The sequence below is a fragment of the Pseudarthrobacter sp. TE9888 genome (assembly GCF_056279345.1).
Genome location: NZ_JBWBRD010000002.1, coordinates 2,430,940 through 2,449,532 on the forward strand (window position 1 = coordinate 2,430,940; position 18,593 = coordinate 2,449,532).

The window sequence follows — 18,593 nt, forward strand, 5'->3', positions numbered from 1 at the left end:
CCATGACCGCTCAGCAGCACGAGGCTCAATCAACCCCACATGCCGGCCTGACCGGGATCCGCCCCGCAGGGGACCGGGCCATTCTGGTGGAGCTGCCGTCCCTGGACGCTGTCCTCAGCCTCCAGGCGCAGCTCACCGCACATCCGCAGCCGGGCCAGATCGACGTCATTGCCGCCGCAGGAACTGTGATGGTCACCGCTGATTCGCCGCAAGCGGCGCAGGCCCTGGCCGTGCACGTCCGCGGCCTGGACCTGGAGGCGCCCGCGGAGGCCGAGAGCACGCTGGTCACCATCGATGTGGTGTACGACGGCGAGGACCTGGATGAGGTGGCAGCCCTCACCGGGCTCGACCGTGGGGGAGTGGTGGCAGCGCACACGGGCCAGCTGTGGACCGCGGCTTTCGCCGGCTTCGCCCCGGGATTCGCCTACCTCACCGGCCAGGATTCCACCCTGGAGGTTCCCCGCCGCCGCTCGCCGCGCACTGCCGTCCCCGCGGGAGCCGTTGCCCTGGGCGGCGCCTACTCGGCCGTCTACCCCCGGCAGTCCCCGGGCGGCTGGCAACTGATCGGCCGGACCGCTGCAGCCATGTGGGACCTGGGCCGGGAAAGGCCCGCGCTGGTCCGGCCCGGGGACACCGTCCGGTTCAACGCGATCCGTGCCCAGGCGACCGTGACGAACCACCAACAATCCATTACCGGCGCGACATCAACAGAAGAACACGCCACCGAAGGCCTCGTCGTCCGCAAACCCGGCCTTCAGTCCACCATCCAGGACCTCGGCCGCCCCGGCTACGCGTCCCTTGGCGTCAGCAGCGCCGGCGCCATGGACCGTGGAGCCCTCCGCCGCGCCAATCGCCTCGTGGGCAACGGCGAAGGTGACGCCGGCATCGAACTCCTCTTCGGCGGACTGGAACTCGTGGCCCGCAGCGACCAGGTCCTTGCCGTCACCGGCGCAGCCGTTCCGCTGGAGATCACGCCCCCAGACGAGCAGAGGGCTGGGGAAGAAAAGCGGACGACGGTAGTACGCCACCCCGCGTGCGACGCCCCCTTTGCCCTCCTGGCAGGGGAGCGACTGACCGTCGGCACCCCCACGGCAGGGCTGCGCTCCTACGTAGGGGTCCGGGGCGGACTCGGCGGACCCGCAGCCCTCGGCAGCCGTTCCACCGACACCATGTCCGGCATCGGCCCTGAACCGCTTCAGGCGGGCGCCGTCCTGCCCGTACGGACTCCCAAGCCCGGGAGCATCGTGGGCCACCCCGAGGTCTCGCCCCTCCCGGACCGGGAAAAAGCCACCGTGCTGCGCGTGGTCCCCGGACCCCGGCAGGACTGGTTCAGCGGCGAAACCCTGCAGGAGTTCCTTCGACGGGAGTGGACCGTCACGCCACAGTCGAACCGGATCGGACTCAGGCTGAACGGCCACGCCCTCACCCGCAGCCGGGACGGCGAACTGGCCAGCGAAGGAACCGTCCGCGGCGCCGTGCAGGTACCCCCGGAAGGCCAGCCCGTCCTGTTCCTCTCCGACCACCCGGTGACCGGCGGGTATCCGGTGATTGCCGTCGTCGTCCACGCAGACCTGGACAAAGCCGCCCAACTTCCCCCGGGCACCACCGTGCGGTTCGCCGCCATGCTCCCGGCAGAACTGCCCGAAACACCTAAGGAAAGCCCCCATGCGTAAAGTCCTCATTGCCAACCGCGGCGAGATTGCCGTCCGGATCGCCCGGGCCTGCGACGATGCAGGCCTGGAAAGCGTGGCCGTCTACGCCGATCCCGACGCCGATGCACTGCACGTTTCCGCCGCCACCGAGGCGTACGCGCTGCCCGGCTCCAGGCCCCAGGACACCTACCTGGACATTGAAAAAATCCTCGCCATTGCGGTGAAAAGCGGCGCCGACGCCGTCCACCCCGGCTACGGCTTCCTGTCCGAAAACGCCGGCTTCGCCCAGGCAGTCATCGACGCCGGCCTGACCTGGATCGGCCCGTCCCCGGAAACCATCCGGCTCCTGGGCGACAAGGTCAGCGCCCGCGAAGTGGCCGTCCGCGCCGGCGCCCCCCTTGCCCCGGGAAGCGACGGCCCGGTGGCCAGCGCCGCCGAGGTCCGCGCGTTCGCCGAGCAGGTCGGGCTCCCCGTCGCCATCAAGGCTGCCTTCGGCGGCGGCGGCCGCGGCCTGAAGGTGGTCCGGAACCAGGCCGATATCGAGGAAAGCTTCGACTCCGCCGTCCGTGAATCCCTGGCCGCCTTCGGCCGCAGCGAGTGCTACGTGGAGAAATTCCTGGACCGGCCCCGCCACGTGGAAGCCCAGGTCATCGCCGATACCCACGGCAACGTGGTGGTGGTGGGCACCCGCGACTGCTCGCTCCAGCGCCGGCACCAGAAACTCGTCGAGGAGGCTCCCGCGCCGTTCCTCACCCCCGACCAGCGGGCGGCCATCCACGCCTCGGCCAAGGCCATTTGCCGCGAGGCCGGCTATGTGGGCGCCGGCACTGTGGAGTACCTGCTGGACGGCAGCGGCTTCCTGAGCTTCCTGGAGGTGAACACCCGGCTGCAGGTGGAGCATCCCATCACGGAGGAGACCTCGGGCGTGGACCTGGTGGCAGCCCAGCTGGCCATCGCGGCGGGGGAGAAGCTGCCCATCCTGGAGGACCCGGAAGCGCGGGGCCACGCGTTCGAGTTCCGGATCAATGCCGAGGATCCGGGCCGCGGCTTCCTGCCGTCCCCGGGTGCCGTCACGGAGTTCGAAGTGCCGACCGGGTCCGGGATCCGCGTGGACACCGGTGTCCGCGCCGGCTCCGTGGTGCCGGGGCAGTTCGACTCCCTGCTGGCCAAGCTGGTGGTCACCGGCGCGGACCGGCAGCAGGCCCTGCGCCGCGCCCGCCGCGCCCTGCGCGAGTTCCGCATCGGCGGTCTGGCCACCGTGCTGCCGTTCCACCGGGCCGTGGTGGAGGCCCCTGATTTCACCCGCGACGGTGGGCTGGACATCTACACCACCTGGATCGAGAGCGAATTCGCCGCGGCACTGGCGGCGGACCCTGCCTTCAGCCCCGCCGCCCCGGAGGAGCCCCGCCGCACCATCGGCATCGAGGTGGACGGCAAGCGCATGGAACTGGGGCTGCCCAAGGCGCTCCTGGATTCGCTGCTGGACGGCGGCCGCCGGGGAGCCGCCGGCCGGGATGACGCGGACGCTCCGCAGCAGAAGGCAGGGGAAGAAGCGGAAAGGAACGACGGCGACCTGCTGGCCACCATGGCCGGCACCGTGGTCAAGTGGCTGGCTGAGCCCGGGTCCAGCGTCGAGGAGGGTGAGACGGTGCTGGTGCTCGAGGCCATGAAGATGGAAACGGCCGTCGCCGCCCACCGTACCGGCACGCTCGGCGAGCAGTTCGCTGCGGCGGGGGAGGCCGTCGCGCCCGGCCAGGTGCTTACCAGTATCGGGTAGGCGGGATGCCGGCGCAGTGGCGCGGGCAGGGGCCGATATCGTGGTGCCATGACGTTTGACGAGGTGCTGGCCGATCTCCAGGCCCAGGCCAGGACCACTAAGCACGCCGAAACGGGCCTTTGGGTGGCCGCCCAGCTGCGCAGCCGCATCGAGGCCGGCAAGCTCAAGCCCGGTTCCAAGCTCGCGGAGGAAGCCCTCCGCGAGGCCCTGGGTGTGTCCCGCAATACCCTGCGGGAGGCGTTCACCGCGCTCCATGCCGAGCACATCGTCACCCGCATCCCCAACCGGGGCGTGTTCGTCGCACACCCCACCGCGGACGACATCCGCGAAATCTACCGCGTCCGGCGGTTCCTGGAACCCGCAGCCGTGCTTTGGGCCGGAGCGGCCCCGCTGGAGCCCCTGGCGGCGATCGTGAAAACGGCCCGGGCCGCCGCCGCGGACGGGGACATTCCCGGCATGGCCGGCGCCAACCAGGACTTCCACCGCGCCCTGGTAAACCGTGCAGGCAGTGAGCGGCTCAACAGCCTCATGGAGCAGGTTTTGGCCGAGATGCGCCTGGTATTCCACTCGATGGCCGCCAACCCTGCCTTCCATGAGCCGTACGTGCAGGACAACGCCAGGATCGTGGAACTCCTGGAGGCCGGGGACCGGGCCGCGGCAGCGGACTTCCTCTCCACCTACCTGGACCGCGCCGAGGCCCAGTTGCTCGCCGCCGTCGAACGCTAACCCAAAAACCCTTCCCGGGGAGGGTTGCAGGATTGTTGAACAAAACGATATGCTGTGGATCACACCGTTGTCCTGCAGCTCACAAAATCCTGCAGCTCTGACGTAACCGGGGCTCCCGCCCCCCGGCGCCGCCCAACCATTCAACCGGGGGCACGGACGCGCCGGCCCCCACTTTTCGCAGACCCGTCACGGGTCCCCTGGGAAGGGATAATCATGCTTGTACTCATCGGGGTGCTGCTGGTGATCGTTGGTTTCGCCATCCGCCTGAACCCCCTGATCGTCGTCACCGTCGCCGGCATCGTCACCGCGCTGCTGGGCGGGATGAACCCCGCGCAGATCCTCGACTCGTTCGGCACCGGCTTCGCCAGCAGCCGTTCGGTCACCATCTTCGTGGCGGTGCTGCCGGTGGTGGGCATTATCGAGTACTTCGGGCTGCAGGAGCAGGCCAAGGTCCTCATCGGCCGGCTGGCCAAGCTGACGGCGGGCCGCGTCCTGATCGGCTACCTGGCCGTCCGCCAGATCACCGCCGCCGTGGGCCTGAACAGCATCGGCGGCCACGCCCAGACCGTCCGCCCGCTGGTGTTCCCCATGGCCGAAGGCGCCGCGCTGCGCCGCTACGGGCACGTTCCGGAAAAGATCAGCGAGAAGATCAAGGGGCACTCCGCCGGCGCCGACAACGTGGGCGTGTTCTTCGGTGAAGACGTGTTCGTGGCCGTGGGCTCCATCCTCCTGATCACCACGTTCGTGGACACCACGTACCACCTGCACCTGGAACCGCTCCAGCTGGCCCTCTGGGCCATCCCCACCGCCATCGCAGCCTTCCTCATCCACGGTTTCCGGCTCCTGCGCCTGGACAAGCAGCTGGACAAGGAATACCGCGAATTTGAGCTCACCGCCCAGAAGGAAACCGCAGGAGAAGCCAAATGATCAACGTTGAAGCCGTCTACTGGCTGATCGGACTGCTGTTCGTCGCCTGGGCATCGCTGATTGCCGCCGATACCAACCACCCCCGCCGCTGGGGCAGCTCCGCCTTCTGGGGCATCCTGGGCCTGTGCTTCTTCTACAGCACCTGGGTCCAGGCCGGAACCGCACCCGGCTGGATCCTGGGCGTCGCGGTCCTGGTCCTGGTGGTCCTCGCCTCCACCGGCCTGCTGGGCCACGGGAAGCACCGCACCTCCAGCGGCCCGGAGCGTGAAGCCTTCGCGAAGCGCTTCGGCAACAAGCTCTTCATCCCGGCCCTGACGCTGCCCCTGGTCACCGTCATCCTGGTCCTTGCAGCGCCTGTGCTGAACATCGGCGGCACCCCGCTGCTGGACCCCAAGAACACCACGCTGGTAGCCCTGGCCATCGGCGCCGTGGCCGCCGTCGTCGTCGCCCTCGTCATCCTCAAGCCGAAAAACCCGGCGACCCCCATCTTCGAAAGCCGCCGCATCCTCGAATCCATCGGCTGGGCAGCGCTGCTGCCGCAGATGCTCACCACGCTGGGCATCCTCTTCACCAAGGCCGGGGTGGGCACCGCCGTGGGCACGCTGGCATCGGGCCTGCTGCCCAAAGGCTCGCTGATCGCCGGCGTGATCGTTTACTGCGTGGGCATGTTCCTCTTCACTGTGCTGATGGGCAACGGCTTCGCGGCGTTCCCGATCATGACGGCGGCCATCGGCTGGCCCGTGCTGGTGCAGACCTTCCACGGCGACCCCGCCATCGTCTTCGCCATCGGCATGCTCGCCGGCTTCTGCGGCACGCTCTGCACCCCCATGGCCGCCAACTTCAACCTGGTGCCGTCCGCGCTGCTGGAAATGAAGAACAAGTACGGCGTCATCACGGCCCAGGTGGGCACGGCCATCCCGCTGCTGGCGGTCAACATCGGACTGATGTACTTCCTGGCCTTCCACTAAACCCCTTCGCAAAGGAGCACCATGGACAACGATCTTCGCGCACAGGCGGCACCGGATTACGCGGCCGTGGTGCTGGGCAACCTCGCCGAGCCCTACCCGCACTCCGCGCACCACACCCAGGCGTCTGCTGACGACCGGCCCACCCCGGAGCAGATCCACCCCGCCTTCTACACCTCCTTCGACTGGCACTCCTGCGTGCACATGCACTGGCTGGGCGCCAGCCTCCTGGGCTCGCCTGCTGTTGCGGCTGCTTCGGAAGGAGCGTCCGACGGCGGCACGGCGGCCTGGGTGGACAGCTCCACCGAGGCGTCGCTCCGGGCAGCGCTGGGCGCCAACCTGACGCAGGCCAAGCTGGCGGTGGAACGGGACTACCTGGTGGCCAACCCGTCCTGGGAGCGGCCCTACGGGTGGGCGTGGCTGATGCGGCTGGCCGCCACATGTGCTGGCTCCTCCGATGCGCAGCTCCGGGAATGGGGCGCGGCCCTGGAGCCGCTGGTGGACGCCGTGGCGGAGCTCAGTGTGGCGTGGATGGCCAAGGCCCAGTACCCGGTGCGGCACGGGCTGCACACCAACGCCGCGTTCGGCGTCGGCTACATGCTGGATGCCTTCCGGTCACTCGGCCGGGCCGATGCTGCCGCGGCATGCGAGGAAGCGGCCCGCACCTGGTTCGCCAATGACCGGGGCTGGCCGGGCGACTGGGAGCTCAGCGGCCAGGACTTCCTCTCCGCCGGGCTGAGCGAGGCGGACCTGATGCGCCGTGTCCTGTCCGCCGACGAGTTCGCCGCCTGGTTCGCGGCGTTCCTCCCCGGCCTTTCCGCGGAGTCGCGGATCCTGCAGCCTGTCAGCGTCACGGACGAAACCGACGGCTACCTGGTGCACCTCCACGGGCTCAACCTGACCCGCGCCGGGCAGGTGGCCCGGATCATCGCCACGCTCCGCGAATCCTCCACATCGGAGGCCTCCGCCTCGGCAGCTGTGCTCAACGAGGCCCTGGACCCGCTGTTGAAGGCCGGGCTCCGCGGGCTGGAGAGCGGCGACTTCATGTCCACGCACTGGCTGGCCAGCTTCGCCTGGGACGCGCTGGGCTCCGTGACGGCGCTGGACTGACCTGCCTGGGCCGCGGCCGCCCGCATCACGGAACGCGCAGGATGATCGGGGGCGTGGTCACAGGCCCGCCGCACTGTTCGGAACCACCCACCCTGGTCCACACCAGGTCAGTCTCCTGCTGGGCCAGTAGGGTGCGGCCGGCGCTGAGGGCCCGGAGTGCCACGTGCTGCGGAAGCGGAGCCGACGAGACAGTGAAAGCCCACGTGTCGGGAGCCGTCCTGGTGCCGAGGAACGGGGCAGGGGTGTGGGTAGAACCTGGAGCAGTTTCGGTGGGAGTCGGGGTGTCGGGCGCCACGGTCTTTATAGGCACCGGCAGTCCGTAGTCCGCCTGCCGTTCGGAACACCCCAGGTTGCTGCACAGTTGGACCTCGTCGACGGCCGAATTATCCCCGGCAACGGTGACGGTAATGATGCTGGCGTATCCCACGGCCGGGCAGACTGTGCTGCATCCTGCGGCAGGCACCGCCCCCACCAGCAGCACCTCCATGTTCAGGATCCCCCACCCCGGTTTCATGCCTTGAGTGTAAGCCGCCGGCGACAGTCACAATCTGTGCGGTAGGCTCCGGTGGTGCGTCCGGGGTGTGCCGCGCGCTAGTCTTTCCTCACCGCGCGTGGAGCGTGACCTGGGAGCAGCGGGCAGGGTCGTAATGAGCTGGCCACCGCCCGCGAGCCCAAGGAAAAGCCGATGCACCGCAACCAGAACGGTACCTGCCCGCCAGTTTCCGCCGCAGCAGGGGAAGTCATCACGCTCAAGCCCCGGCGGAAGCGGACCCGGCATCCCCGGTTGGCCGTTGGCGACCGTGTCCGGTTCGCCGAAGGAACCGTAGCAGGCACTGGCGTGGTGGACGCTGTGACATCGGATTACTCCGTCATCTGGATCTGGACGGACCAAGGCCAGGGCCGCCGGATGTTCCTGCAGGGCTATGGAAGCATCGTCAGCGCGGTTTAGGTCCGACGCCGGGCGGCCGGGGACGTCCGGCCACGAGCCAGGCAACTCCGCCCAGCACGCTTCCTAAAACGAGAAATACCAGCCAGGTGTCCCTGCTGAAGGTCCGGATGTCCCGCTCGTCGGTCTGGCTGAAGTCGACCAGGCTGTAGCCCCAGATGGCAAGGCACGGAATGAGCGCCAGCCAAGGCAGCAGCAAAGTGGCACCAGTCGCGTTCATATGACCAGTATGCGCCGCTTCTGTCGTGGCAGCGGCGGAGCGGGCCACTCAGGGGACGGGTCGGTCCCGTTGCTCGCGACGCCTGTCGCGCCGCTCGTCTGCCTGGCCGATCCCGTCGCGGACGCCCGCGCGGATCACGCCGTACAGGAGGTAGAAGAAGACTGCTCCGGCGAGGACAAGCAGGATAAATTCAGTCCCGTTAACCAACAGCGCTGTCCTCCTCCGGCCAGTACTGCTGAACGGACGCCGCCGCCTGACGCAACGCCCCGCCGTCGAGCATCAGGGACGTTTCCTCCAACCCGAAGTCGGTCCATTGGCAAACCAGCCGGACGTCACCGGCAGGCGGAAGCGGCCACAGCCAGAGGGTGCCGCTGCCGGAGAACTCCTCATCGCCCCCGCCGCCACCGCCGCCGTTCAGGGCGAGGACCGGAGGCTCCGGGTTGGTGCCCGGTTCCACCAGCCCGTAGGGAATTTGGCTGCCGGTGCTCGCTTTTGAACCGTCAGGGAATTCGACGCCGAACATCAGCCCGGTCTGCCGTTCGCTGCGCCCGCGAAAGCCCCTGCCGGGCTGGAAGAACAGCGGCTGCAAATCGTCCCAGTCCCTATCGGATTGATCGGTCCGGCGGAAGAGCCAGGACAGACTGAACAGGCACCCGGTAGAGAAGACTTCGGCGCCTTTGACCGCCACCACCATTCCCGGTGTCCGGCTCACGAACCTGCCCAGATGGACAACGGCAGGCAGTTCATAGGCGGGTGCAGCCACCCAAGGGGGCGGGACGTGCCTGGTTGACCGCGGCCGGGGCGGCAGGGGAGGGACGGGAAAGTCCTGGAAAAAGGTCATCAGCGGTCCTTGGGTGCGCTGGCGGTGACCGACCAGCGGAACGGCGGCAATGGCCACCCTGGATCCCCCAATCCGTCCTTACCTGCGCCAGTCTAGCCTCCGGCCCTGCCTGGTCTTCCCGGAAATGACGGCCCCAGGGCTCCTTTTCATCCTTTGGTGGGAAAATAGAGGCAGGGCACTTGTCACGGCGCCGGCCCGGCAACGGCAGGTCCCGCCCAGCAAAACAGGAGGGGATCCTGATGGACCCCACCACAGTCGTTGTCATTGTCCTCGTCGTCCTGCTCCTCATTGTGGCAAGGATGTCCGTGCGGATCGTGCGCCAGTTCGAGAAGGGCGTGCTCTTCCGGCTCGGCCGGGTCATGGGAGTGCGGGAGCCCGGGCTGCGGCTGATTATCCCGGTGGTTGACCGGCTGCCGCTGGTGAGCCTGCGGATCGTTACCATGCCCATCCAGTCCCAGGGCATCATCACGCAGGACAACGTGAGCGTCGATGTGTCGGCGGTGGCCTACTACCGCGTCGTGGACGCCGTAAAGTCCGTCATCGCGATCGAGAACGTGGCCGCGGCCATCGACCAGATCGCCCAGACCACTCTGCGCAAAGTGGTGGGCCAGCACACGCTGGACCAGACCCTGTCCGAAACTGCACGGATCAACGCCGATATCCGGGAAATCCTCGATGTGCTCACGGTCGAGTGGGGCGTCGAAGTCACGCTGGTCGAACTGAAGGACATCCAACTGCCCGAAAGCATGAAGCGCGCCATGGCCCGGCAGGCCGAGGCGGAACGGGAAAAGAGGGCGAAGATCATTGCCGCCGAAGGTGAGGCCATCGCCGCAACGGCCCTGGGCGACGCCTCGGACACGATGATGGCCCATCCGTTGGCGCTGCAGCTCCGCAACCTGCAGTCCCTGGTGGAGATCGGCGTGGACAAGAACACCACGGTGGTCTTCCCCGCTCCGCTCATGAGCACCATCGGTGAACTGTCCGCCTTCCTGGCCCGCGAAAGCCAGTCGGCGTCCTCCGGCAGCAAGTCGCCTGTCAAAGCGGCCTGACCAGCGCACGGACAATCAACGCCGCGGCCCCGTGAACCGAGGCGGTCCGGCCCTTTCGTTCCCGGACTCCGCCGGACGCTAAAGTCATGGCATGACCACTGCTGCTCTACGGCCTGTCTACTTTCTTTCGGACAGCACCGGCATCACCGCGGAAACCTTGGGGAATACGCTGCTGACGCAGTTTCCCGTGGACAATTTCGACCGCGTCACTATCCCTTTCATCACCACCGAGGAACAGGCGCGGTCCGTGGTGCGGACCATCGACGGCCTGGCTGCCAGCGGGCCGCAGCCGCTGGTCTTTTCCACCGCCGTCAGCAGCGAGATCAGGCAAATCCTGGCTGGCTGCAAGGGTGTGATCGTGGACCTGATCGGCACGCATGTGGGCGTCCTGGAAGAGGCCCTGGGTGCGCCGGCCAGCGGGGAGCCGGGCAGGGCGCACGGCCTGGGGAACGCCGCGCGCTACCAGTCCCGGATGGCGGCGGTGGAGTATGCCATGGAGCACGACGACGGCCAGAGCCTGCGGGCGCTGGAAAAGGCCCAGGTGATTTTGGTGGCCCCGTCCCGGTGCGGAAAGACGCCCACCACCATGTACCTGGCGCTGCAGCACGGGATCTTCGCCGCGAACTTCCCGCTGGTGGACGAAGACTTCCAGCGCGACGGTCTGCCCAAGCCGCTGCAGCCGTTCGTGTCGAAGTGTTTCGGCCTGTCCTCCAACCCGCTGAGGCTCAGCCAGATCCGGACCGAGCGGCGGCCCAGTTCGCCCTATGCATCGCTGCGGCAATGCGGTTTTGAGCTGCGCAGCGCCGAGCAACTGTATGTCTCCCACCGGATTCCGTACCTCAACTCCGCCACCGTATCCGTCGAGGAAATGGCAGCCACCATCCTGCAACGGATGAACCTGAAGCACTGACGAAAATATTCACAAACGTGGTGTGTCGCACATCATGTGGAAACTAAGCGGCAGACCTGAAACTGTGGACAGGGTTTTTCTTCCGGCCGGCACTACCGTGGGTGGCCGGCCCTGCCTACGCCACCCCACTGCAAAGGAGCAGCAATCATGACGACAGACGTTCTGTGGTTCTCTGAACTTGGACTCAAGGACCTGGACAAGGTGGGCGGCAAGAACGCCTCCCTGGGCGAGATGGTCCAGAACCTGACCTCCGCCGGCGTCCAGGTTCCGGACGGGTTCGCAACCACCGCGGACGCGTACCGCAGGTTCCTCTCCGATTCCGGCCTGGACCAGAAGATTGCCGACCGCCTGGTGGGGCTGGACACCGATGACGTGACCGCCCTGGCCGCGGCCGGCCAGGAAATCCGCTCACTGGTCCGTGACACGCCCTTCCTGCCGGACTTCGAGGCGCAGGTCCGCGAGGCCTACCAGCAGCTGGTGGACAAGCACGCCGGCTCCGCCGACCTGTCCTGGGCCGTCCGGTCCAGCGCCACCGCGGAGGACCTCCCCGATGCCTCCTTCGCCGGGCAGCAGGAAACCTTCCTGAACGTCCGCGGAATCGGTAACATCCTGCAGGCCATCAAGGACGTCTTCGCCTCGCTCTACAACGACCGCGCCATCGCCTACCGCGTGCACCACAAGTTCGAGCACGCTGAGGTGGCGCTCTCCGCCGGCATCCAGCGCATGGTGCGTTCCGACGTCGGCGCTTCCGGCGTCATGTTCACCATGGACACCGAGTCCGGCTTCCAGGACGCCGTGTTCGTTACCTCCTCCTACGGGCTGGGCGAAGCCGTGGTGCAGGGTGCCGTGAACCCGGATGAGTTCTACGTGTACAAGCCCGCCCTGGAGGCCGGCCGCCCGGCGATCCTCAAGCGCGGCCTGGGCGAGAAGGCCCTGCAGATGACGTACACCAACAGCAGCGAGATCGGCCGCACCATCGATTTCGTGCCGGTGGAGGACTCCCTGCGTGCGCGCTTCAGCCTGACGGACGACGACGTGGAGCAGCTTGCACGGCACGCCGTCGCCATTGAGAAGCACTACGGCCGTCCCATGGACATTGAGTGGGGCAAGGACGGGACCGACGGCGGCCTCTACATCCTGCAGGCACGCCCGGAAACCGTGCAGTCACGCCGCGCGCCCGGCAGCATGAGCCGGTTCCGCCTGAACGAAAGCGGCTCCGTGCTGGTTGAGGGCCGTGCCATCGGCCAGCGGATCGGCGCCGGCAAGGTCCGGATCCTCACCTCCATCGACCAGATGGCCTCCTTCCAGACCGGCGACGTCCTGGTGGCGGATATGACCGATCCCGACTGGGAACCCATCATGAAGCGGGCCTCCGCGATCGTCACCAACCGCGGCGGACGCACCTGCCACGCAGCCATCATCGCCCGCGAACTCGGGATCCCCGCCGTCGTCGGCACCGGCAACGCAACGGACACCCTGTCCGACGGCCAGGAAGTCACCGTGTCCTGCGCCGACGGCGAGACCGGCACCATCTACCAGGGCCTGCTGGACTTCAGTGTTGAGGAAACCGGCATCACCCAACTGCCCGAGGCGCCGGTGAAGGTCATGATGAACGTGGGCACGCCGGAGCAGGCGTTCACGTTTGCGCAGCTGCCCAACCACGGCGTGGGCCTGGCCCGGCTCGAGTTCATCATCAACCGGCAGATCGGCATCCACCCCAAGGCCCTGCTGAACCTGGACAGCCAGCCCGAGGACGTGGCCGCCGAAATCCGGCAGCGGATCAGCGCCTACGACAGCCCCCGCGAGTACTACATCAAGCGGCTTGCCGAAGGCGTGGCCACCATCGCCGCGGCCTTCGCGCCGGAGCCGGTGATCGTGCGCATGTCCGACTTCAAGTCCAACGAGTACGCCAACCTCATCGGCGGACCGGCGTATGAGCCGCACGAAGAGAACCCGATGATCGGGTTCCGCGGCGCGTCCCGCTACCTGGAGCCGTCCTTCCGGGACTGCTTCGACCTTGAGTGCGAGGCCCTGTCCTTCGTCCGCAACGAAATGGGCCTGACCAACGTCAAGCTGATGATCCCGTTCGTGCGGACCCTGGACGAGGCACAGGGCGTCATCGAACTGCTCGCCGAGAACGGCCTGCGCCGCGGCGAAAACGGCCTTGAAGTGATCATGATGTGCGAGCTGCCCTCCAACGCGCTCCTGGCCGATGAGTTCCTGGAACACTTCGACGGCTTCTCCATCGGCTCCAACGACATGACCCAGCTGACCCTGGGGCTGGACCGCGACTCGGCCATCGTTGCCAACAGCTTCGACGAGCGGGACGCCGCCGTGAAGAAGCTGCTCAGCATGGCCATCAAGGCCTGCCGCGCCCGCGGAAAGTACGTGGGCATCTGCGGCCAGGGCCCCAGCGACCACGCTGACTTCGCCGAGTGGCTGGTGAAGGAGGGCGTCAACTCCGTCTCCCTGAACCCGGACACCGTCGTGGACACCTGGCTCCGGCTCGCCGGCGCGTCGGAGGAAACGCCGAACGTTGCCGCGGCTGCCGGCGTATAGCGCCCAGCCACTTACCCTTGGGCCGGTTCGGGCAGCAGCCCGAGCTGGCCCAGGAGTTCCAGTTGGTCAAAGTAGGCGCGGTGCGAGGTGATTACGCCGTCCTCCACCGCAGTGACATCGCAGCTCCTGACCCGGACCTGCCTTCCGGTGGGCGGCAGCGTACCGCCGGCAGGCAGGCCCAGCTGCCCGGTGTTGGTCCCCACCACAAAGCCTTCGGCAATGGCCACGTCCCCGGCCTCATGCGTGGCTGTCCGTTCGTACCTGACGTCAGGCATCGCCTCCCAGAAGTGTGCGTAATAGTGCGCGATCGCCGTCCGTCCGCTAAGGCGGGCCTGGTCCGGAGTCCGGATGACCGCGTCCCCGGCGTAGCAGCCGGCCAGGGCGTCCCTGTCCTTTGCGTCCATGGCCGCCATCAGGCGGTCCATGGCGTCGCGTGCCTGTCCCATGTGAGCCTCCGCTGAGTGCCGGCGCCGGGCCCGGGTGCCCGGCGTCATAGAAGGAACGTACGACGCCGGAACGCACCGTTGCGATCCCCTCGCCGGGGGTTTCGGGGCACACCGGAACCCCCAAATTGGGGGATTGCCGCGCTGGCCGCCGGGACCATACTGGAGGTATGTGGGAGGAGCGCGCGGAGCGTGCCCGGCGGGAGATCGCGGCCATGGCCGCCGCCGGGATGGACCTGGCCGACCTCTACGCGTCGGCGCTCGCCGTCGTGCAGCGGGAGGTGCCGTTCGAGCAGGGCTGCTGGGCCGGCGTCGACCCCGATTCGATGGCGATGACCTCCATTTCCAACTGGCAGCGGTGGCCGGTGGCCAGCCACCAGTTCGAGGAGTATTTCCTGCGGTTTGCCCAGTCGGAGTACACGGGCCGGGAGCCAAACACGTTCGTGGAGCTCCTGCGGCGTCCACGGCCAGTGGCCAGGATCTCGGACGCGCCGCACCGTGAGGTGGCCGGCAGCGTACGGATCAACGACCTGCTCAGGCCGCTGGGCCTGGAACACGAGCTCCGCGCAGCGTTCCGGGTGGATGAGGCGTGCTGGGGAGTGGGCAGCATCTTCCGGGAGGCGGGCCGGGATTTTTCCGACCGGGAGGTGGAGTTCCTCTCCGCCATCACCGCCACCCTGGCTGCGGCGACCCGCGCCGTGGTCCGCGTGGCGCGGGCCGCCGGACCGGCCGCCGTCGGGCCCGTCATTGTGCTGGCCGGCCTGCACGGCGACCTGCGCGCGGCTACTCCCGCGGCCGCTTCCTGGCTCGCCGCGGTGGAGGACGCGGCGCCGGGCCGGTTCAGCCAGACGCTCTATGCTGTGGTGGCACAGGCCCACGCGGCAGTGTCCGGGACCGCCCGGGCAAGGATGCGGGACGCCGGGAACAACTGGGTGGTGCTGCAGGCCTGCAGGCTGATCACCGGAGATGACCCCGAGCAGATGGTGGTTACCGTGGAACCGGCCACTACCCATGAACTCGCCAGCCTGCTGCTGATGGCGTACGGCGTCACAGCGCGGGAACGCGACGTGTGCCTCGAGGTGCTGACGGGCAGTTCGACGGCGGAAATCGCCCGGCACCTGTTTATTTCACCGCACACCGTCCATGACCACCTCAAATCGGTCTTCGGGAAGGTGGGGGTCGGCAGCCGGGGCGAGCTGGTGGCACGGCTGGTGGCGTAGTTTCCTACGCCGTCCTGCGGGCGGTGGCCGGGAGATGCAGGGCGGGATCGAACCGGTCGAACGACGACGCACCGATCACAAAGATGCCGCGCTGGGGGATCCAGAAGTCACCGAGGCGGGTCTGGACGGTGAGTGGCTGCGGGGTGCCGAGGTCCTCGCCGCCGAGGGTTGCCGTGCTGCGGGAGATGAACCACATCCTCCGGGGTTTGGCCCGGAAACCCTGCTTGTTGGGTACGCTGCCCGCCAGCCCGAGGCGTCCGGCGCTGAGCATGGGGCCGGCGGCGGAGCCCATGGTTTTCAGGAATGCCGCGCTGGACAGGAGCTTGTTGGGCAGGACCGACATGACAGCGCTCATGGCCGCGGTGACCGGCGTTGACACCAGTTCCACGTCCCAGGCGAGGTCCAGGTCCTGGCCGACGGTCACGGTGAAGGACGTGTCGCCGGTCCATTCGACGCTGACGTCGGACTGGACGGCTTCGGTGAGTCCGGCGCTGAAATAGCGGGCGCAGGAAACGTCGGGTGCTGCTGTTGCGTAGATGCTCCAGGAACCGGAGGGCCGGCGCAGCCAGACAGAGGTGTAGCCGGGCCCCACGCTGGTCACGGGGAACCGCCGCATGGCCAGGACGTGGCCGGTGCTAAAGGTCAGGCCCATCACGCCGTATCCGGAGAACCGCTCGTCGTCTCCAGGGGTGAGCGTGGCGTGGTGTTCAGCTTCGAGGGCCCGTGTCCGGATGGTCTTCATGGCTTGCCGCCTCCGCATGGATGTGGGCTGAGTTTACGCCCGGCCCCGCACGGCTTCAACGGCCTGGAGTGCCCTGGCGGAGGCACTCCAGGCCGGCGGCTCACTGAATCGATTGGCGCGTGCCCTCCGGGGTGAGGCGGACTGCGGCCACGGCCGCCGCCAAGACGGCAATCCAGAAAACCCCGATAAGCCAGATGCTTCCGCCGCCGGCCAGGCTCAGGCCCGTGACGATCATGGGCGTAAAGCCTGCCCCCAGCATCGAGGCTCCCTGGTAGGCGAGTGAGGCTCCGGTGTAGCGGTTACGGGTGGGGAACTGTTCGGCAACGTAGGCGGCGATTGGTCCATAGAGGAACCCTTGGACAAGTCCATTCCCGAGGATTATCGCCACGCCAAAGCCCCAAAGCGTCCCGTTGGTCATCAGGATCAGGACGGGGTAGGCGAGGATGATGCCGAGGACGGAGGCGCCGATAAGAACACGGTTCCGGCCGATCCGGTCGCTCATTCGGGCAGAGTAGAAACAGATGATGAGGGTCAGGACTGCGGCGGCAGCTTTGATGTTCAGTACGCCGTTCTTGTCCGCGCCGTTCCCTACGGCGACGGATACACCCCAGACTGTGGTCATCGCCTGGCAGACATAGAAGGCCGTGGCGGCAGCGAGGCCCAGGACTACCGCGCGGGAGTTGTTGCGCAGGACATCGAACAGCGGCACCCTCCGCTGTTCCCCCTCCAGCTGAAGCCGTTGGAATGCGGGAGTTTCGGACACCTTGAGCCGGATCACGAGCCCGATGACGATGAGCGCAGCACTTAGCAGGAACGGGATGCGCCAACCCCAAACGAGGAAGTCCTTACCGGACACGGCCGCAAACAATGAGAGTGCAAGCGTGCCAAGAATCGCGCCGGCGGGGCCGCCGGCGTTGGCGAATGCCGCCGCGAATCCCCGGTGCTTGGCCGGGGCGTGCTCAATCGCCATGAGGGCGGCACCTCCCCATTCGCCGCCGACAGCGATGCCCTGGATCAAGCGCAGGAGCACCAGGGCGACCGGGCCTGCCAGGCCGGCCTGCTCCGCCGTGGGAAGGAGGCCGATCGCGACGGTGCCGAAGCCCATGATCAGCATCGAGATCACCAGCATTTTCTTGCGCCCGAGCAGGTCACCGAAGTGACCGAATACAACGCCGCCGAGTGGCCGCGCCAGGTAACCCACCGCGAGCGTTGCGAACGAGGCGAAGAGCGCAAAGCCCGGGCCCAGGTCAGCAAAGAACACCTTGTCGAACACCAGCGACGCTGCCGTCGCATAGAGCATGAAGTCGTAGTACTCGATCGCGCTGCCGATGAAGGACGATCCGAGGATGCGGCGCATGTCCCTTGTATTGAGCGAGACGTCCTGCGTGCCGTTGATGAGAGGGGTTGTTGAGGCCATGTCTGTTCCTGACGTCTAGTTCTCAGCGCTGGGGCGGAGAGGGATGGTGTCGAGGTCGGTGGGCAGGATGAAGCGGCCGGAGAAGTGTTCGCCTGCCTCCAGCCAGACCCGATCGGGTGCGTGGCCGGGGACGAGGTGGTGCAGGGCAAGTTGGCCGGCGCCGGCGGCCTCCGCGGCCTTGGCGGCGTCACGCACGCTCGTATGTGATTTGTAGTGGTGGTCGCGGGCAGCACGCGAGGCGCTGTCTGTCTTGTCGCCGTACAGTTGCTCGACCCAGTCGAAGTCGATTGCCTCGTGCAGCAGAAGATCGGTGTCCTGTGCAAGGGTGACCAGATTCTGCGTGAAACATGTATCGCCGGAAATGGTCACCGAACCTTCTGCGGTGTCGAACCGGAACGCGAACGCGGGAGCCACGGGTGGGTGCTCCACGAGGATGGCGGTCACGGTCACGAGTTCGTCGCGGTAGACCTCGAAGGGGTCCATCTGCGGGCACGGGTTGGTGTTGGGGTGGTATCCGGTCCCGTCCGGGATACGGATGTCCTCGGCCTGGAAGACGTCGAGGGGGCTGGGCTTGAGGCTGTCGAGGATGCGGTCGTTGAGGTCCGTTGCGTGTGCAGCCATCAGCATTTTGAACATGTCCCGGGTGCCCGGGGTGGGATTTGAGGGGGCGAGGGGCGCGGGGGCGACGGCGGCACGCGGGGACACCGGGGGCAGCGCGCCGCGGTCTCCGGGGCCGATGATGCGCACGGGGTCACTGGTGCGGTGCTGGAGGGCGTAAAGGCCGAAGATGCCCAGGCCTGCGAGGTCATAGACATGGTCGGAGTGGAGGTGGGTGATAAACAGGGCCCGCAGGTCTTTCAGGTCCAGGCCGGCCTGCGCGAGCCGCCTGCCCGCTCCCTGGCCGCAGTCGACAAGGTAGAACGCGTCGCCGACCACGACGGCGGTGGCGATCCCTGTCCGTTCGCCGGAGTCAGCCGCGGCCCACCAACGGGGACCTCCGGCAGTGCCGAGCGTGATGACAAAGGGTGGGGTTGCCATATGAATCTCCTTTGGTTCGAGGCTGGTTTCAAGTGTGGTCTGGCACACTTC

General features: G+C 67.6%; 19 protein-coding genes. 11 read left to right on the forward strand and 8 right to left on the reverse strand.

Translation table 11 applies throughout. The features are described 5' to 3' along the window. The first annotated feature begins 2 nt into the window (after positions 1–2). The 6 genes from ACZ9J7_RS11935 to ACZ9J7_RS11960 all read left to right on the forward strand — a co-directional run bounded on the left by ACZ9J7_RS11935 (position 3) and on the right by ACZ9J7_RS11960 (position 7,157). Positions 3–1,673, forward strand: coding sequence for a 5-oxoprolinase subunit B/C family protein (locus tag ACZ9J7_RS11935; protein WP_476209614.1), 1,671 nt, complete (start codon positions 3–5; stop codon positions 1,671–1,673). After that, positions 1,666–3,429 (forward strand): acetyl/propionyl/methylcrotonyl-CoA carboxylase subunit alpha, encoded by a 1,764-nt coding sequence (locus ACZ9J7_RS11940; protein ID WP_476209616.1) that lies wholly within the window; start codon positions 1,666–1,668, stop codon positions 3,427–3,429. The genes ACZ9J7_RS11935 and ACZ9J7_RS11940 overlap by 8 nt, the downstream gene beginning before the upstream one ends. 48 nt (positions 3,430–3,477) lie before the next feature. Continuing rightward, positions 3,478–4,155 (forward strand): GntR family transcriptional regulator, encoded by a 678-nt coding sequence (locus ACZ9J7_RS11945; protein ID WP_476209617.1) that lies wholly within the window; start codon positions 3,478–3,480, stop codon positions 4,153–4,155. 213 nt (positions 4,156–4,368) lie between these two features. Beyond that, complete coding sequence (locus ACZ9J7_RS11950; RefSeq protein WP_476209619.1) at positions 4,369–5,082, forward strand: DUF969 domain-containing protein; 714 nt, start codon at positions 4,369–4,371, stop codon at positions 5,080–5,082. Further along, positions 5,079–6,050 (forward strand): DUF979 domain-containing protein, encoded by a 972-nt coding sequence (locus ACZ9J7_RS11955; protein ID WP_476209620.1) that lies wholly within the window; start codon positions 5,079–5,081, stop codon positions 6,048–6,050. The genes ACZ9J7_RS11950 and ACZ9J7_RS11955 overlap by 4 nt, the downstream gene beginning before the upstream one ends. 21 nt (positions 6,051–6,071) lie before the next feature. Further along, positions 6,072–7,157 (forward strand): DUF2891 family protein, encoded by a 1,086-nt coding sequence (locus tag ACZ9J7_RS11960; protein ID WP_476209622.1) that lies wholly within the window; start codon positions 6,072–6,074, stop codon positions 7,155–7,157. Between the two features lie 25 nt (positions 7,158–7,182). On the opposite strand, the gene ACZ9J7_RS11965 is transcribed toward ACZ9J7_RS11960, so the two are convergent. Beyond that, on the reverse strand, positions 7,183–7,671 hold the full coding sequence (locus ACZ9J7_RS11965; RefSeq protein WP_476209624.1) for a hypothetical protein: 489 nt from the start codon (positions 7,669–7,671) through the stop codon (positions 7,183–7,185). 171 nt (positions 7,672–7,842) lie between these two features. Between ACZ9J7_RS11965 and ACZ9J7_RS11970 the strand changes: the two genes are divergently transcribed. Beyond that, complete coding sequence (locus ACZ9J7_RS11970; RefSeq protein WP_476209626.1) at positions 7,843–8,106, forward strand: hypothetical protein; 264 nt, start codon at positions 7,843–7,845, stop codon at positions 8,104–8,106. Here the strand turns inward: ACZ9J7_RS11970 and ACZ9J7_RS11975 are convergent. The 3 genes from ACZ9J7_RS11975 to ACZ9J7_RS11985 are packed head-to-tail and all read right to left on the reverse strand — an operon-like array spanning position 8,093 to position 9,164. Continuing rightward, positions 8,093–8,323, reverse strand: coding sequence for a hypothetical protein (locus ACZ9J7_RS11975; protein WP_476209627.1), 231 nt, complete (start codon positions 8,321–8,323; stop codon positions 8,093–8,095). The two genes, ACZ9J7_RS11970 and ACZ9J7_RS11975, sit on opposite strands and share 14 nt — an antisense overlap. Before the next feature lie 48 nt (positions 8,324–8,371). Then, positions 8,372–8,530: a hypothetical protein gene (locus ACZ9J7_RS11980; RefSeq protein ID WP_476209629.1), complete on the reverse strand. Its 159-nt coding sequence runs from the start codon at positions 8,528–8,530 to the stop codon at positions 8,372–8,374. Further along, on the reverse strand, positions 8,523–9,164 hold the full coding sequence (locus ACZ9J7_RS11985; RefSeq protein ID WP_476209631.1) for a hypothetical protein: 642 nt from the start codon (positions 9,162–9,164) through the stop codon (positions 8,523–8,525). Before ACZ9J7_RS11985 ends, ACZ9J7_RS11980 begins: the two co-directional genes overlap by 8 nt. A gap of 239 nt (positions 9,165–9,403) precedes the next feature. On the opposite strand from ACZ9J7_RS11985, the gene ACZ9J7_RS11990 reads away from it, so the two are divergent. From ACZ9J7_RS11990 to ppsA, 3 genes are all read left to right on the forward strand, one after another. After that, positions 9,404–10,213, forward strand: a complete 810-nt coding sequence (locus ACZ9J7_RS11990; RefSeq protein ID WP_476209633.1) for a slipin family protein — start codon at positions 9,404–9,406, stop codon at positions 10,211–10,213. Positions 10,214–10,304: 91 nt separating this feature from the next. Beyond that, a complete protein-coding gene (locus ACZ9J7_RS11995) occupies positions 10,305–11,123 on the forward strand; it encodes a pyruvate, water dikinase regulatory protein (protein WP_476209635.1) in 819 nt (272 codons plus the stop codon). 147 nt (positions 11,124–11,270) lie between these two features. After that, entirely contained in the window at positions 11,271–13,682 is a 2,412-nt protein-coding gene (ppsA, locus tag ACZ9J7_RS12000) for a phosphoenolpyruvate synthase (RefSeq protein ID WP_476209636.1), read from the forward strand. A gap of 11 nt (positions 13,683–13,693) precedes the next feature. Here ppsA and ACZ9J7_RS12005 read toward each other — a convergent pair whose 3' ends face one another. Beyond that, positions 13,694–14,128: a nuclear transport factor 2 family protein gene (locus ACZ9J7_RS12005; protein WP_476209638.1), complete on the reverse strand. Its 435-nt coding sequence runs from the start codon at positions 14,126–14,128 to the stop codon at positions 13,694–13,696. Positions 14,129–14,295: 167 nt separating this feature from the next. On the opposite strand from ACZ9J7_RS12005, the gene ACZ9J7_RS12010 reads away from it, so the two are divergent. After that, positions 14,296–15,345, forward strand: a complete 1,050-nt coding sequence (locus tag ACZ9J7_RS12010; protein WP_476209639.1) for a helix-turn-helix transcriptional regulator — start codon at positions 14,296–14,298, stop codon at positions 15,343–15,345. Between the two features lie 4 nt (positions 15,346–15,349). Here the strand turns inward: ACZ9J7_RS12010 and ACZ9J7_RS12015 are convergent, their stop codons facing one another. The 3 genes from ACZ9J7_RS12015 to ACZ9J7_RS12025 form a co-directional block, all read right to left on the reverse strand. Next, a complete protein-coding gene (locus ACZ9J7_RS12015) occupies positions 15,350–16,087 on the reverse strand; it encodes a hypothetical protein (protein WP_476209640.1) in 738 nt (245 codons plus the stop codon). A gap of 100 nt (positions 16,088–16,187) precedes the next feature. After that, the gene (locus ACZ9J7_RS12020) at positions 16,188–17,504 is read right to left on the reverse strand and encodes an MFS transporter (protein ID WP_476209641.1); all 1,317 of its coding nucleotides are present in this window, start codon (positions 17,502–17,504) and stop codon (positions 16,188–16,190) included. Between the two features lie 15 nt (positions 17,505–17,519). Then, a complete protein-coding gene (locus ACZ9J7_RS12025) occupies positions 17,520–18,542 on the reverse strand; it encodes an MBL fold metallo-hydrolase (RefSeq protein ID WP_476209642.1) in 1,023 nt (340 codons plus the stop codon). Positions 18,543–18,593: the final 51 nt, after the last annotated feature.